The sequence below is a fragment of the Massilia sp. CFBP9026 genome (assembly GCF_034045165.1).
Lineage (GTDB): Bacteria > Pseudomonadota > Gammaproteobacteria > Burkholderiales > Burkholderiaceae_D > Telluria > Telluria arenae.
The window spans coordinates 43,428-58,391 of the sequence record NZ_JAXCWH010000010.1 but is presented as its reverse complement, the minus strand read 5'-3'; the positions used below and the strand labels follow the sequence as shown (position 1 = coordinate 58,391).

Sequence of the window (14,964 nt, the reverse complement as noted above, 5' to 3'; positions counted from 1 at the left end):
CCACCATTTCATACTTCGAGGAGACCCCGATGACTACCACATCCAATCCAGGCTCAGGCAAGGACGACAGCGTCACCGTAGGCGTCGGCGGCCAGACCAGCGGCCAGCAAGACGCCACCCCGAGCCACGAGAGCCAGACTGAAACCGGCGGCAACGGCGGCCCGGGACTGACCCGTAACCAGTCCGGCCCCTACGTCAATGCGCCGGACGGTACCGAGGGCGCTGGCGCTACCGATGCCGCGCCGCGGACCGAATCGGTCGACGCAGCCATGACCCATGCCAATCCCGGCGCCCAGGACACCCGGTCCGGCCAGGCCGGTGTGCGGGACACCGGCCTCGGTACGCCTGAGACGGGCGGCAACCAGGACGAGCGGGATCTGCCGCCGGTCCAACGGTAATCAGGTGCCTGCGCGCTCGCGCCTGGCCAGCCTGGTCCACCAGACCCAGGACACGATCGCATTGACCCAGAAGCACAGGTACAGGAAGGCCGTGAGGTGCAGCCCGCGGCTGTAGTACAGCGGCACGGCGATGGTATTGACCAGTAGCCAGACCGGCCAGTTCTCGATACGCCGCTGCATCATCAGGAGCTGGGCGATGACGCTGAACACCAGCACCGCCGAATCGATGAAGGGCGCGTAGGCATTCGTATAGAAATGGAGCAAGGCGCCGTAGGCGGCCGTGGCGGCGATGCCGGCCGGGATCATCCATGCGAGGCTGCGCCAGCCGGCGTGGGTGATCGGCAGCGGCGCCCCGTTATTTCCGTGCAGCCAGCGCCACCAGCCCAGCGCCCCGGTACCGACGAAGAACATCTGCAGCACGACGTCCGCATACAAGCGGTTCTGGGCGAACAACACGCCGAACAGCGTGCAGCCGACGATGCCGGTCCACCAGGTGTGGACGTTGTTGCGGCCGGCCAGCAGGATGGCGGCGGCCGTGAAGGCGTTGGCCGCCAGTTCGAGCGGGCTGGTCATGATGTGCGCTCCAGGATTCGGGAGCGCTACTGTAAGGCACGTACGTGCCCTACTGCAAGAATTACAGCTTGATGGTCCCGTGCTCGCCGTCCACGTCAGGCTGGGTGCCGGTCACGGCCGCCTTGGCCATGGCGAACAGGCGCACCATCTTGCTGTCGTTCGAGTCCCAGTATTCGGCGGCGTGCGGGTCGACCCGCACCAGCACCGCGTGCTGGTCTCCCGGCCCGGCCGGGAACCAGGCCTGGACCATCGGGTTCCAACGCGCCTCGACCTGCGCGCGGTCGACGACACGCTCGGCGCGGCCGCTGACCGAGACATAGGTGCTATTGTCGTTGTCGGCGAAGCTGACATTGACTTCCGGCTGGTGCGCGATGCTGTCCCACAGCTCGGTGGTCGAGTTGACGAAGAACCAGATGCCGCCTTCGGCATCGACGTCCTGCTTGGTCATCGGCTGGCTGACCAGGTGGTCGTACTGGTCGCGGAAGGTGAACATGGCGAAGCGCATCGAGCCGATCCGGTCGGCGAGCGCGGCTGCGTGGTGGCGGTCTGCGGTCATGGTATGTCCTTGATGGGTGACTAAAACCCCATCCTAGAGGGCCAGGCGCCACCTTTCCGTGCGCAGCCGTACAGTGGCGGCCCTCGGCAAGCCTTACGGCGAGCCGTGACGTAAAGACCACAAATGGCTTATAGTGATGCCTCTGTACAAATATGACATTGCCATGAAATTTGACGTCGCGATCGTCGGCAGCGGCCTGGCCGGCCTGTCCGTTGCCCTGCACCTGGCCCAGACCCGCAAGGTCGCCATCATCTCTAAGCGCGCACTGCGCGATGGGGCGAGCAGCTGGGCCCAGGGCGGGATCGCCGCCGTCCTCGATTCGGGCGACAGTCACGACCAGCACATCGACGACACCCTGGTCGCCGGCGCCGGCCTGTGCGACGAAGGGGCAACCCGCACCATCGTCGAGGGCGGCAGGGCCGCGATCGAATGGCTGATCGATCAAGGCGTACCGTTTACGCGCGACGCCACGGCAGAACTGGGCTTCCACCTGACCCGCGAAGGCGGCCACAGCCAGCGCCGCATCATCCACGCCGCCGACGCCACCGGCCATGCGGTGCAGGTGACGCTCGAAGAGAAGGTGCGCGCGCATCCGAATATCGCGCTGTTCGAGCACCACGTGGCGATCGACGTCATCACGTCCGACAAGCTGGGCGCGCCGGCGCTGGTGGGCCAGCCGCGCTGCTATGGCCTGTACGTGCAGGACATCGAGAGCGGCCAGGTGCTGACCTTCGAGGCCGACCACACGGTGCTGGCCACCGGCGGCGCCGGTAAGGTCTACCTGTACACGACCAATCCCGACACCGCCACCGGCGACGGCATCGCCATGGCCTGGCGCGCCGGCTGCCGCGTGTCGAATATGGAATTTATCCAGTTCCACCCGACCTGCCTGTACCACCCTTACGCGAAATCCTTCCTGATCACCGAGGCGATCCGCGGCGAAGGCGGATTGCTCAAGCTGCCGCGCGAAGCCGGCGCCGTGGCCGGCACCCGCTTCATGCCGGCACATGACGAACGGGGCGAACTGGCCCCGCGCGACGTCGTCGCCCGCGCCATCGACTTCGAGATGAAGAAACGCGGCCTGGATCACGTCGACCTGGACATCAGCCACCAGGATCCGGAATTCCTCAAGGAGCACTTCCCGACGATTTACGCGCGCTGCCTGGAGCTGGGTATCGACATCACGCGCGAGCCGATTCCTGTGGTGCCTGCCGTTCACTTTACTTGTGGCGGCATCGTGACCGACCTGGCCGGCCGCACCGACATCCCCGGCCTGTACGCAGTCGGCGAAACCGCCTGCACCGGCTTGCACGGCGCCAACCGCCTGGCCAGCAATTCGCTGCTGGAATGCGTGGTGGTGGGCCGTGCCTGCGCCGAGCACATCGCGGGGAGCAGCCCGGTCGAGCATCCGGCGCTGCCGGCCTGGGACGAAAGCCGCGTCACCAATGCCGACGAAGAAGTCGTCATCGCCCACAACTGGGACGAGCTGCGCCGCTTCATGTGGAATTACGTCGGCATCGTGCGCACCACCAAGCGCCTCGAGCGGGCCGAGCACCGCATCAAGCTGCTCAAGGAAGAGATCGACGAGTATTACCGCAACTTCCGCATCACACCCGACCTGCTGGAGCTGCGCAACCTGGTCGAAGTGGCGCACCTGATCGTCAAGAGCGCACTGTCGCGCCATGAAAGCCGCGGCCTGCATTATTCGCGCGATTTCCCGGACACCCTGCCGAAGGCGCTGCCGAGCGTCTTGACGCCGCGGCGCGGCTGAAATGTCGACGCCCGGCTACCGGCTCACCCCGGCCACTGCCCTGCTCCTGACCATCCCGCCCGTGCTGTGGGCGGGCAATGCCATCGTCGGCCGGCTGGTGCGCGACGCGGTGCCGCCGATGACGCTCAACCTGATCCGCTGGTCGATCGCGCTCGCCGTCCTGCTGCCGCTGGGCCGTGCCGCCCTGCGCCCCGGCAGTGGCGTATTGACCAACTGGAAGCGCTACAGCATGCTCGGCCTGCTGGGCGTCGGCCTGTACAACTCGCTGCAGTACCTGGCGCTGCAGAGTTCGTCCCCGATCAACGTGACCCTGGTCGCCTCAGGCGTGCCGGTGTGGATGCTGCTGGTCGGGCGGCTGTTTTTCGGCATCCCGGTCAAGCGCAGGCAGGTCGCTGGGGCCGTGCTGTCCATCGCGGGCGTGCTGGTGGTCCTGTGCCGCGGCTCGCTGGCCGAACTGGCGGCGCTGCGGCTGATGGCGGGCGACCTGTACATGATCCTGGCTACCATCGCCTGGTCCTTCTATAGCTGGCTGCTGATGCAGCAAAAGGACGTCCCGGCGCTGCGCGCGGACTGGGCCGCCTTCCTGCTGGCCCAGGTTGGTTTTGGCGTGCTGTGGTCGGGCGCGCTGGCCGGCGGCGAATGGGCGCTCAGGGACGTGCACATCGCCTGGAGCTGGCCGCTCGTCGCCGCCCTGCTGTACGTGGCGATTGGCCCGGCCATCATCGCCATGCGCTGCTGGGGCGCCGGCGTGCAGCGGGCCGGGCCGAGCTTGGGTGCCTTCTTCATCAACCTGACGCCGCTGTTCACGGCGCTGCTGTCGTCGGCGTTTCTTGGCGAGGCGCCGCACCTGTATCACGTGCTGGCGTTCGGTATGATCGTGGGTGGGATTGCCGTATCCGCCAGATAAGCGGCGCTGACCCGGGGAATCGTGTGTGGCTCCCGGATTGCCGATGTTACGATCCCATGCATGGGAGGAAGAAGCGGCATGGCAGAAGGTCTCAGCATTCACGACGGCGTCGACGCGATGGCCGCTTTTTTGGCGAGGCACCCACGCACCCTGGTCCTGACCGGGGCCGGCCTGTCGACCGCTTCCGGCATCCCCGATTACCGCGACCGTGACGGCGTGCGCCGCGGCCGCCTGCCGATCCAGGGTCCGGAATTCCGGCGCGACGTCGCAGTCCAGCAGCGTTACTGGGCGCGCAGCATGGTCGGCTGGCCGCTTCTGGCGCGCGCCAGGCCTAACGACGGACATCGGGCGCTAGCCGCCCTCGAAGCGGCCGGCAAGCTCGGATTCATCCTGACCCAGAACGTCGACGGCCTGCACCAGCAGGCCGGCAGCCACGCGCTGCTCGAATTGCACGGCAATATCCACCACGTGACTTGCCTGGCCTGCCATGCGCGCTTCCCCCGTGCTTTTGTGCAGACCCAGCTCGAATTCGCCAACCCGGCGCTGCTGCAGGCGATGGCGACGCCGCTGCCGGATGGCGATGCGGCGCTCGACCCTGACGCAGTTACTGGCGTCGCCATCCCCGCCTGCGTGCACTGCGGCGGGGTACTGATGCCCGACGTCGTTTTCTTCGGCGATAACGTTCCGCCAGCGCGCACCGCCTGCGCACTGGCCCAGATGGAGGCGGCCGACGCGTTGCTGGTCGTCGGTTCCTCACTGATGGTGTATTCGGGCTTTCGTTTCTGCCGGCTGGCGCAGGCAGCCGGCAAGCCGATCGCCGCCATCAACCTCGGCCGCACCCGCGCGGACGATATGCTGTCGCTCAAGCTCGAAGCCACGGCCGAACAGATCTTGCCGCAGGTGGCGCAACTGCTGGGTGCGAACCGGCCCGCGCCGCCATCCGACCTTATCGACCATAGGGGGACCATGTGATCAGCACCTATCGAAGCACAAACGCAAGCAGCACGCGGCGCCTGTCGGCCGGCGTCGCCATTGCGGGCCTGGGCCTGCTGGCGTCCTGGTTATTGGTACGCGCCAAGTCCCGGCGCGCCGAGCGCGAACACCCGCCGACCGGCAGCTTCATCACGGTCGACGGCGTCAAGCTCCATTACCTGGAGCGCGGCCAGGGCCCGGTGCTGGTGCTCTTGCACGGTAACGGCGTCGACGCCACCGACTGGGAGCACAGCGGCCTGCTGGACGCCGCTGCCGAGCATTACCGGGTGATCGCCTTCGACCGCCCCGGCTTCGGCTACAGCGAGCGGCCGCGCACCACGGTCTGGACCCCGGACCGGCAGGCGCGCCTGCTGCATCACGCGCTGCAGGAACTGAACGTGGACAGCGCCATCGTCGCCGGCCATTCCTGGGGCACGCTGGTGGCGCTGAACATGGGACTGCAGGTGCCTGACTTCGTGCGGGGACTGGTGCTGGTATCGGGTTACTACTATCCGAGCGTGAGGATGGACGTGATGGTCGGTGCGCCGCCAGCCATTCCGCTGGTAGGCGACGCGCTGCGCTACACCGTGGCGCCGCTCGCCGGACGCCTGATCTGGCCAGCCGCGGTTGGGCGCGCGTTCGCGCCCTTGCCGGTGTCCGAGCGCTTCCGCGCGGTGTCTCCGTGGATGTCGCTGCGTCCCGGCCAATTGCGGGCCAATGCCGCCGATAGCAGCCTGATGGTGCCGGCCGCGATGTCGCTGGCGCGGCGGTTTGGAGGGCTGAAGGTGCCCGTGCAGATCCTGTCCGGCACCCAGGATGGGGTCTGCGACTGCGCCCACAATGCCGAGCGCTTGCATGCGGCGCTACGCCACAGCGAGCTGTCGGTCACGCCTGGTGTGGGTCATATGCTGCATTACGCCGAACCGGGCAAGGTGCTGGGGGCGATCGATGCGATCGCGTCCCAGGTCGGGGTGCCCGCCCACTTGCCGAGTGCGCGCGAGAATGCGGTCGCGGCGGCCGGCGAAAGTGGGGTTTGACGTCGTCCCCGCGAAGGCGGGGATCCAAGGGTGCTGGCGTCTCGACAGGGCAGACAGTACTTCAGATCTGACAGTACTTGGGTCCCCGCCTGCGCGGGGACGACGGTGAGCGCTGCGGTGGAAGGATTAGCTGCTACCGAGCTTGATAGCCAGGCCGGTGAACAGGCTGGCCGCCATCGCCAGCGACAGCACGCCATGTACGGCGGTCGAGCCGATCGACGATGCCTCGGCCGAGTCGTCGCGCTTGAGCGCCATCGCGCGGCCCAGCACGACCGGGCGTAGAAAGCCGCGAATACCGACCAGCAGCATGCCGATGCCGAAGAACAGCTCGGCCTTCCTGCCGTACACGATGCCGTCGAGGAGCTGGGGCACGCCCAGCAGAAGGCCGAAGCCGAGCCAGAACAGGCGAAAGCCGAGCGAACGTTTCAACTTGTCGGAAGTCGTCATGAAGATCCTGTGAGAATGAATGGTCAGATGATGCGCAGCGAGTAATCGGTCGCGCGTACATCCTTGGTCAGGCTGCCGATCGAGATGCGGTCGACGCTCGTTTCGGCGATTGCCCGAACGGTCTCCAGATTGATGCCGCCGGATGCCTCGAGCAGCGCGCGGCCGGCATTGAGCTGCACCGCCTCGCGCATGCGCGCCAGGTCGAAGTTGTCTAGCAAGACCGACTTGACGCCGCCATCGAGCGCTTCCTGGAGCTGGGCGATGGTCTCGACCTCGATCTGCACCGGCGCGCCCGAGTTCAATGCGGTCGCCGCCTGTAGCGCGGCAGTAACGCCGCCCGCCGCCGCGATATGGTTTTCCTTGATCAGGATGCCGTCATACAGCGCCATGCGCTGGTTCTTGCCGCCGCCGACGCGCACCGCATATTTCTGCGCCAGGCGCAGGCCGGGCAAGGTCTTGCGGGTGTCAAGGATCGCGGCATTGGTACCGGCAATGACGTCGACGTAGCGGCGGGTGGCCGTCGCCACACCCGACAGCAGCTGCATGAAATTCAGCGCACCGCGCTCGGCGGTGAGCAGCGAGCGCGGATTGGCGCGGATCGTGCACACGGCCGAATCGGCCGCCATCAGCTCGCCCTCGGCATAGTGCCAGTCGATCTCGATGTCCTGGTCGACAGCCAGCATCAGGCCTTCGAACCAGGGCGCGCCGCACAGCACGGCCGCTTCGCGCACGATCACGCGCGCCGTCACCACGGTATCGTCGGGAACCAGCTTGCCGGTCAGGTCGCCGGTGCCGACGTCTTCCAGCAGTGCGGCCAGGATGTTCTGCTCGAAAGCGGCCTGCAGCCTGTCGTCGAACTGGGCGTGTGGGTTTCTCAGTGTGGTCATGCCGGTCCTACCCCCGAGAACATCGGGGCATTGTTTTCCAGTTTGCCGGTCGGCAGCGCCTTGGCGCGCTTGGCGGCGGCGAAATCGAGCATGCGGTCGATGGCGCGTTTCGCCTGCAGGCCGACGGCCGGGTCGACGTGGATCTGGTTGGCGCCCGATTCGAGCACTTCGGCCAAGTTGCGCAGGCCGTTCATGGCCATCCACGGGCAGTGCGCGCAGCTCTTGCAGGTCGCGCTATTGCCGGCGGTCGGCGCCTCGATGAAGGTCTTACCGGGAGCCGCCATCCGCATCTTGTGCAGGATGCCGTTGTCGGTGGCGACGATGAAATGGGTCGCGTCCATGGTCTGGGCCGCGTTGATCAGCTGGGTGGTCGAGCCGACGGCGTCGGCCTGGGCCACGACGTTGGCCGGCGATTCCGGGTGCACCAGCACTTTCGCATTCGGGTATTCGGCCTTGAGCAGGTCGAGCTCGATGCCCTTGAATTCGTCATGCACCAGGCAGGAACCCTGCCACAGCAGCATGTCGGCGCCGGTCTTGGCCTGGATGTAGGAACCCAGGTGGCGGTCGGGCGCCCACAGGATCTTCTTGCCCTGGGCGTGCAGCTCGGCCACGATGTCCAGGCCGATCGACGAGGTCACCATCCAGTCGGCGCGCGCCTTCACGGCCGCGCTGGTGTTGGCATACACGACGACGGTGCGGTCCGGATGCTGGTCGCAGAAGGCCGCGAATTCATCGGCCGGGCAGCCCAGGTCGAGCGAACAGGTCGCGTCGAGATCGGGCATCAGGATGGTTTTCTCGGGGCTGAGGATCTTGGCGGTTTCGCCCATGAAGCGCACGCCGGCCACCACCAGGGTCTGGGCCGGATGGTCGCGGCCGAAGCGCGCCATCTCGAGCGAATCGGACACGCAGCCGCCGGTTTCCTCGGCCAGGTCTTGCAGGTCGGCGTCCACGTAATAGTGGGCCACCAGCACGGCGCCCTTCTCTTTCAGCAGGCGCCGGATGCGGTGCTTCAGTTCGGCGCGCTCGGCATTCTGAAGCGCGCTCGGGACTTTCGCCCAGGCCTCGGCGGTGCAGGCCATGCCGGCCTGGGGCCGGTCGTATTCGTAGGTCTTGATTGGTACTGTTACGGCATTCATGCTCGCGCGTCTCCTCGCGTTGGCGGAGCCGAGACCCCGCCCTCCTTCAAACCGATGTCAGGCTGTCGATCAGTCGATGCCCTGGCTGCGCAGGTATTCCTCGTAATTGCCCTGGAAGTCGACCACGTCGTTCTCGCGGATCTCGATGACGCGGGTGGCCAGCGAGGACACGAACTCGCGGTCGTGCGACACGAAGATCAGGGTGCCGGCGTACTTGTCGAGGGCGATGTTCAGCGATTCGATCGATTCCATGTCCATGTGGTTGGTCGGCTCGTCGAGCAGCATCACATTGTGACGGCCCAGCATCAGCTTACCGTACATCATGCGGCCCTTCTCGCCACCCGACAGTACCTTGACCGACTTCTTGACTTCGTCGCCGCCGAACAGCAGGCGGCCCAGGATCGAGCGCACCGCCTGGTCGTCGTCGCCCTCTTGCGTCCAGCGGCCCATCCAGTCAGTGAGGGTTTCGCCGCTGGCGAATTCCTCGGTCGGATCCTGCGGCATATAGCCCGGATTGGCGTTCTCGGCCCACTTCACGCGGCCGCTGTCCGGCTGCAGGTTGCACAGCTCGCCGCCGATCGTGCGCAGCAGCGTGGTTTTACCCGCGCCGTTGGCGCCGATGATCGCGATGCGCTCGCCCGCCTCGACCATGATCGAGAAGTTCTTGAACAGCTGGCGATCGTAGGCTTTCGAGATGTTCTCGGCTTCCACCGCCAGGCGGTGCAGCTTTTTCTCGCCTTCGAAGCGCACGAAGGGATAGGCGCGCGACGATGGCTTGAATTCCTCGATCTTGATCTTGTCGATCTGCTTGGCGCGCGACGTCGCCTGGCGCGCCTTCGATTTATTGGCCGAGAAGCGGCGCACGAAGTCCTGCAGTTCTGCGACCTTCTCTTTGGCCTTGGCGTTGTTCGCCAGCTGCTGGTTGCGGGCCTGGGTCGAGGCCAGCATGTAGTCGTCGTAGTTGCCCGGATAGACCTTCAGCGTGCCGTAGTCCATGTCGGCCACGTGGGTGCAGACCTGATTCAGGAAGTGACGATCGTGGGAAATGATGATCATGGTGGAATTACGCTCGTTGAGCATATTTTCCAGCCAGCGGATCGTGTTGATGTCCAGGTTATTGGTCGGTTCGTCGAGCAGCAGGATGTCCGGATTCGAGAACAGGGCCTGGGCCAGCAGCACGCGCAGCTTCCAGCCCGGCGCCACGGCGCTCATCGGGCCCTGGTGCAGGTCGGTGCCGATTTCCAGGCCCAGCAGCAGTTCGCCGGCGCGCGCCTCGGCCGAGTAGCCGTCGTATTCGGCCACTTTGCCTTCGAGCTCGGCCGCCTTCATGTAGTCGTCGTCGGTCGCTTCCGGATTGGCGTAGATCGCATCGCGCTCGGCGATCGCGTTCCACAGCTCGGTGTGGCCCATCATGACGACATCCAGCACGCGCACGTCTTCGTAGGCGAACTGGTCCTGGCGCAGCTTACCGAGGCGCTCGCCCGGATCGAGGCTGACGTTGCCGGCCGACGGCTCGAGGTCGCCGCCCAGGATCTTCATGAAGGTCGACTTGCCGCAGCCGTTGGCGCCGATCAGGCCGTAACGGTTGCCTTCGCCAAATTTGACGGAAATGTTCTCGAACAGCGGCTTGGCGCCGAATTGCATCGTGATATTGGCTGTGGATAGCACTGTATTACCCCAAAAAGCATATTTGATTAACCGGCTATTTTACCATTCTGCGCCTTGCCAGGCGAATAAGGGTCGATTCCGGACAGTGGCGAGCGAGTCTGGCGCGCAGATCAGGCGCGAACCAGGGTCGGATAGTCGGACAAGGTCAGGCGGAAGCCAATGGCATCGGACACCAGGTGGCCCCGGGCGCCGAACGGGATGGTGACGCGGCGCTCGATGTGGCCGAAGGACAGGCCCGTCAATACCGGCAGCGGCAGGGTCTGGCGCAGGTAGGCCAGCATGGCGTCGAAGTCGTAGCCATTGTCGAGCGGCCCCAGGCGATAACCCGAAAAGTCGCCCAGCACCACCGCCTGCTGGCGTTCGAGCACGCCGGCCTGCATCAATTGCAGCAGCATTCGCTCGACCCGGTACGGATGTTCGGCGATGTCTTCAAACCACAGGATGCCGTCGTCGATGCGCGGAAAGTACGGCGTGCCGACCATGGCGCCGATCATGGCCAGGTTGCCGCCCCAGACGGTGCCACGCACGTCGAGCGCCGGATTGCCGGCCACGCACTCGGTGATGGTATGGGTGGGACCGGCCAGGCAAGACCAGAAATTCTCGAGCGTGAACGTGACCGGTTCGAGCGCGCCGAAGTCGCCCGCGATCATCGGTCCGGCATAACTGAGGCCGCCCGCCTTGGCCATCAGGCCCATGTGCAGGGCCGTCAGGTCGGAAAAGCCGACCACGATTTTGCCGCTGGCCGCGATCGCCTCGAAATCGATGCGCGGCAGCAGGCGGCTAATGCCGTAGCCACCGCGCAGGGCAATGACGAGGTGCACGTCGGGGTCGGCTACGGCGGCGTGCAATTGTTCCAGGCGCGCGTCGTCGGTGCCGCCGAAGCGCTGGTGGGTGCAGCTGTGGTCGTAGTAATTACGCACCAGGAAGCCCTGCTCCTCGAGGCGCGCGATGGCGCGTTCGAGCGCCGATGGTTCGGGAATGCAGCCGGCTGGCGCCACGATGGCGATGCCGGGACGGGAGATGATCACTGTTTGACGAAGAGCCGGGGTGTTGAGTTTGGCAACATCTTACCCCGCGCATGGGAGTCGATCAAGGCAAGGATGCGCTCGACCAGCTGGGGCGGCAAATCATGGCCCATGCCTTCGATGATCTCGAGCCGCGCGCCGTCGATGTGGCGCGCGACGTCCTGGCCGCAGGCCGCGGGCAGCAGCGGATCGGCGGCGCCGTGGATGACGAGGGTCGGCGCCGCGATCGCCGGCAGCAGCGCGCTGCGGTCGCCGGCGGCCAGCAGCGCCAGCATCTGGCGCGCACTGCCGCCTGGGCAATAGCAGCGCCGCATCGAGCGCGTGACGCGCTTGCGCAACTGCCGGTCGGGGGTTGGATAGGACGGGCTGCCCAGTGCCCGCAGCAATCCGACCGCGTGGTCGATGACGCTATCGAGATTGGCCGGGTCGGCGGGACGGCTGGCCAGTGCCTTGCGCACGGCCCCACTCGGCCCGGGCAGGCCGCGCCGGCCGCTGGTGGACATGATGGAAGTCAGGCTCAGTACGCGCTGCGGGTGGCGCGCCGCCAGCTGCTGGGCGACCATGCCGCCCAGTGCCGAGACGCCGACCAGGTGGGCCCGGGCCACGCCCAAGGCCGACAGCACGCCGAGGGCGTCGGCCGCCATATCGTCGATGCCATACGGCGAGCGCAGCGGCCAGCCGAGCGCCGCCTTGATGCGCGCCAGCGTGAGATTCGGGGTGCCTGCCTGCTCGAACTTGGTCGACAGGCCGCAGTCGCGGTGGTCGAAACGGATCACGTAGAAGCCGAGCTCTACCAGGCCTTCGACGAACTCGTCGGGCCAGTTGGTCAGCTGCATGCCGAGGCCGTGGATCAGGAGCAGTGGCGCGGCTTTCGGGTCGCCCGCGGTGTCGAAGGCGATGCGCAGTCCGTTGGCGTGGAGGGTGGGCATGGCGGCAAAGTAAAGGCTGGGTCTAAGGACGCCGTGATGCCCGACTCGGTGAGGCCTTCCGCGCGGGGCTATCAGCATGCGCATGCAACGGAATTTAGGATAGCACTATCGCGCTCATTACGTCGCTTATACCGCTTCGTGCAGGCCGTCCTCGAAAGGAAGTGCTAACAAGTTACAGTTCGTGAGTATGCAGCAACTCCAGAACGGTAAACTATAATTCTTTTGCAGAGCCAAAATAATCAAAGAAAGATGAGCTACAAGACTATTCCTGCCCAATTCCTCTACATCGGCGCTGCCGGTGAGCATCATGTCATGTCCGAGTGTTTCAGGAACTGCTATGAGGCATTCAAGCTGCCAATCGACAAAGGATTCGATCTCGTTGTAACGCGCGCCTACGTGCATTTCGATGCCGGTATCGACTCTCATTTGCCAGCGGATGAAGCACCGATTTATCTTCAAGTGAAGAGCCGACAGGTCAGGCTTACCGTGCCGGACAATCCCGCCGAGCGGCCGTATTGGGAGGGCTGCTTCTACATCAAACCGGCAGAGCTGGATCTGCTTATCCGGACAAGTAACTCGGCATTGGCATGCGTGCTCTTCTTTCACAACCAAAGCGAATACATGCAGAGCCGAACCGCAATCGCATGGTGGATGCCGAGTGAGCAACTGGCGGAATTGCGCTCTGATCACTTCCTTGAGTCGAAGGACAGTGAAAACCTGGAACTCTGGGTACGCTACCGCGATCTCGCGATTGCCAGCACGAGCAGGCAGAATGAATACGTGGGACTGCGGAAGCAGTCGGGAAGCATGAACGCGAAACCTGGTGAGCTTGCGAATGGCAAGCTTATCGCTCAAGAGTGTTTTGACTTCGGCAAACTAAGCGCAAAGGCACGTTAGTGGGCTCATTTTCCCATCACGCGCGATTTAACTTGCGTGCTAGCGCTCGTCGCTCAGCAAAAAATTGCTTGAGCAGGACGCTTGCCTGATCAGCTAACACCCCCCCGGTTACAGCGGTATGGTGGTTAAGCTTGTCTTCCTCGAACAGATTGACGACCGAGCCGCAGGCCCCGGTCTTGGGGTCGGTCGCTGCGTAGACGACCCGGGCGAGGCGCGCATGCATCATCGCCCCCGAGCACATGATGCAGGGTTCCAGGGTCACATATAGCTCGCAACCCGGGAGCCGGTAGTTGCCCAGCTTTTCGGCGGCCGCGCGCAGGGCGACGATCTCGGCGTGGGCGGTCGGGTCATGGCCGCTGATCGGCTGGTTGAAGCCGGTCGCGATGACTTCGCCATCCTTGACCACGACGGCGCCGACCGGCACCTCGCCCCGGTCCCAGGCCAGCTGCGCCTGGGCCAGGGCCAGGGCCATATAGCGCCCTTCCGCAGTTTCGGCCGGCGCCTCTTGGGCGGCCTGGACGGTCTGATCCGGCATCATTCCGTGATCTCGGCCCAGCAATTCGGGGTTTCGTGCAGCACCAGCTTGTGCAGGCGCAGGCCGGTGCCGTAGCGGTCGATGAACACGGCCTTCAGGATGTCAAACGCCACCTGGGCCAGGTTTTCGACGGTCGGGATGCGGTCGATCACGATCGTCTTGTGGTCCGGCAGCGAGGCCAGGAACTCACGCACCTTGTCATCCTTTTCGTACACGATGAAGGCATGGTCCCATACGTCGACCAGGTGCTGTTTTGCCAGGGCCTTCACGTCGGAGAAATCCATGATCATTCCATTGTCGGAATTGCCATCGGAATCGATTACCTGGCCTGTCAGAGTAATCTCAAGGGTATAGCGGTGGCCGTGCAGGTTGCGGCACTGGCTTTTGTGGTCGGGAATCCGGTGTCCGGCATCGAATTCAAGCTTGCGGGTAATGGTCAACATGCTGCGTGTGGATCTTTAAGGAATCTGAAGAAGTTTATGGGTCTGGAGGCTGAGCTTCCATTTCGGGTTGGCGCGGCAGGTCTCGATCGCCAGCTGGATGTTGCGGGCGGCCAGCGGGCCATCCATCGCCTGCAGGTAGAAGTGCTCGAAGTCGAGCCCCTCATAGGCGGCCAGGTCCTGGCCTAGCTGCGGAATGACGACCTTGATCTCGCTGCCCTTGTGCACCACCAGCGTCGAGCCCATCTTGGGGCTGACGCAGATCCAGTCCACGCCTTCCGGCACCGGCAGGGTGCCGTTGGTCTCGATGGCGATGGTGAAGCCGCGCGCATGCATGGCGTCGATCAGGGGACGGTCGAGCTGCAGCAGCGGTTCGCCGCCGGTGAACACCACGTATTTGCTGGCCGGATAAGTGGCCGGCCACAGGCTGTCGATCTCGGCCGCCAGCAAGTCCGCTTCCTTGAACTTGCCGCCGCGCTCGCCGTCGGTGCCGACGAAATCGGTGTCGCAGAACTGGCAAACGGAGGTCAAACGGTCGGCTTCGCGCCCGGTCCAGAGGTTGCAGCCGGAAAACCGGCAGAACACGGCCGGCCGCCCCGCATGGGCGCCCTCGCCCTGCAAGGTATAGAAGATCTCTTTGATGCTGTAAGTCACGTTAAGCCTCTCGTCAACCTTCCATTATAGCGCGCCGGACGGGCTGGCGCTGCGGTTGCTGCCTTTCCACAAAACATGTCACGCGACGGCCGCTTGAGAAGAAACAATATTCCTACAGCGACCCGGCGGTAT

17 protein-coding genes are annotated in these 14,964 nt (G+C 65.0%); 6 read left to right on the top strand and 11 right to left on the bottom strand.

What is annotated here, in order from left to right; genetic code table 11:
• Positions 1 to 29 precede the first annotated feature (29 nt).
• A complete protein-coding gene (locus SOM28_RS21860; protein ID WP_320469429.1) occupies positions 30 to 398 on the top strand; it encodes a hypothetical protein in 369 nt (122 codons plus the stop codon).
• Here the strand turns inward: SOM28_RS21860 and pnuC are convergent, their stop codons facing one another.
• On the bottom strand, positions 399 to 971 hold the full coding sequence (gene pnuC / locus SOM28_RS21855) for a nicotinamide riboside transporter PnuC (RefSeq protein ID WP_320469428.1): 573 nt from the start codon (positions 969 to 971) through the stop codon (positions 399 to 401). It abuts the gene before it with no gap.
• Between the two features lie 61 nt (positions 972 to 1,032).
• Positions 1,033 to 1,527 (bottom strand): pyridoxamine 5'-phosphate oxidase family protein, encoded by a 495-nt coding sequence (locus SOM28_RS21850; protein ID WP_123071074.1) that lies wholly within the window; start codon positions 1,525 to 1,527, stop codon positions 1,033 to 1,035.
• 163 nt (positions 1,528 to 1,690) lie between these two features.
• Between SOM28_RS21850 and nadB the strand changes: the two genes are divergently transcribed.
• From nadB to SOM28_RS21830, 4 genes are all read left to right on the top strand, one after another.
• Positions 1,691 to 3,298 carry an L-aspartate oxidase gene (gene nadB / locus SOM28_RS21845; protein ID WP_320469427.1) on the top strand — a complete coding sequence of 536 codons (1,608 nt, stop codon included), beginning with the start codon at positions 1,691 to 1,693 and terminating at the stop codon, positions 3,296 to 3,298.
• Between the two features lies 1 nt (position 3,299).
• On the top strand, positions 3,300 to 4,205 hold the full coding sequence (locus SOM28_RS21840; protein WP_123071190.1) for a DMT family transporter: 906 nt from the start codon (positions 3,300 to 3,302) through the stop codon (positions 4,203 to 4,205).
• A 78-nt stretch (positions 4,206 to 4,283) separates the two neighbouring features.
• Positions 4,284 to 5,177, top strand: a complete 894-nt coding sequence (locus SOM28_RS21835; protein WP_320469426.1) for an NAD-dependent protein deacetylase — start codon at positions 4,284 to 4,286, stop codon at positions 5,175 to 5,177.
• On the top strand, positions 5,174 to 6,214 hold the full coding sequence (locus SOM28_RS21830; RefSeq protein WP_320469425.1) for an alpha/beta fold hydrolase: 1,041 nt from the start codon (positions 5,174 to 5,176) through the stop codon (positions 6,212 to 6,214). Before SOM28_RS21835 ends, SOM28_RS21830 begins: the two co-directional genes overlap by 4 nt.
• A gap of 126 nt (positions 6,215 to 6,340) precedes the next feature.
• Here the strand turns inward: SOM28_RS21830 and SOM28_RS21825 are convergent, their stop codons facing one another.
• The 6 genes from SOM28_RS21825 to SOM28_RS21800 all read right to left on the bottom strand — a co-directional run bounded on the left by SOM28_RS21825 (position 6,341) and on the right by SOM28_RS21800 (position 12,306).
• The gene (locus SOM28_RS21825) at positions 6,341 to 6,661 is read right to left on the bottom strand and encodes a hypothetical protein (RefSeq protein ID WP_123071163.1); all 321 of its coding nucleotides are present in this window, start codon (positions 6,659 to 6,661) and stop codon (positions 6,341 to 6,343) included.
• A 23-nt stretch (positions 6,662 to 6,684) separates the two neighbouring features.
• A complete protein-coding gene (nadC, locus tag SOM28_RS21820) occupies positions 6,685 to 7,548 on the bottom strand; it encodes a carboxylating nicotinate-nucleotide diphosphorylase (protein ID WP_320469424.1) in 864 nt (287 codons plus the stop codon).
• Positions 7,545 to 8,684 (bottom strand): quinolinate synthase NadA, encoded by a 1,140-nt coding sequence (gene nadA, locus SOM28_RS21815; RefSeq protein WP_320469423.1) that lies wholly within the window; start codon positions 8,682 to 8,684, stop codon positions 7,545 to 7,547. The genes nadC and nadA overlap by 4 nt, the downstream gene beginning before the upstream one ends.
• 69 nt (positions 8,685 to 8,753) lie before the next feature.
• Positions 8,754 to 10,352, bottom strand: a complete 1,599-nt coding sequence (locus SOM28_RS21810) for an ABC-F family ATPase (protein ID WP_147935405.1) — start codon at positions 10,350 to 10,352, stop codon at positions 8,754 to 8,756.
• A 110-nt stretch (positions 10,353 to 10,462) separates the two neighbouring features.
• Positions 10,463 to 11,380 (bottom strand): muramoyltetrapeptide carboxypeptidase, encoded by a 918-nt coding sequence (gene ldcA, locus SOM28_RS21805; protein ID WP_320469422.1) that lies wholly within the window; start codon positions 11,378 to 11,380, stop codon positions 10,463 to 10,465.
• Entirely contained in the window at positions 11,377 to 12,306 is a 930-nt protein-coding gene (locus tag SOM28_RS21800; protein WP_320469421.1) for an alpha/beta hydrolase, read from the bottom strand. The genes ldcA and SOM28_RS21800 overlap by 4 nt, the downstream gene beginning before the upstream one ends.
• Before the next feature lie 249 nt (positions 12,307 to 12,555).
• Here SOM28_RS21800 and SOM28_RS21795 point away from each other — a divergent pair, with 249 nt between their 5' ends.
• Positions 12,556 to 13,203 carry a hypothetical protein gene (locus SOM28_RS21795; protein WP_320469420.1) on the top strand — a complete coding sequence of 216 codons (648 nt, stop codon included), beginning with the start codon at positions 12,556 to 12,558 and terminating at the stop codon, positions 13,201 to 13,203.
• A gap of 16 nt (positions 13,204 to 13,219) precedes the next feature.
• Here SOM28_RS21795 and tadA read toward each other — a convergent pair whose 3' ends face one another.
• From tadA to queE, 3 genes are read right to left on the bottom strand one after another with little or no spacing between them, the layout of a single operon-like run.
• The gene (gene tadA / locus SOM28_RS21790) at positions 13,220 to 13,738 is read right to left on the bottom strand and encodes a tRNA adenosine(34) deaminase TadA (protein ID WP_320469521.1); all 519 of its coding nucleotides are present in this window, start codon (positions 13,736 to 13,738) and stop codon (positions 13,220 to 13,222) included.
• Positions 13,738 to 14,181: a 6-carboxytetrahydropterin synthase QueD gene (gene queD, locus SOM28_RS21785; protein WP_005670817.1), complete on the bottom strand. Its 444-nt coding sequence runs from the start codon at positions 14,179 to 14,181 to the stop codon at positions 13,738 to 13,740. Before queD ends, tadA begins: the two co-directional genes overlap by 1 nt.
• A gap of 15 nt (positions 14,182 to 14,196) precedes the next feature.
• Entirely contained in the window at positions 14,197 to 14,832 is a 636-nt protein-coding gene (gene queE / locus SOM28_RS21780; protein WP_320469419.1) for a 7-carboxy-7-deazaguanine synthase, read from the bottom strand.
• Positions 14,833 to 14,964: the final 132 nt, after the last annotated feature.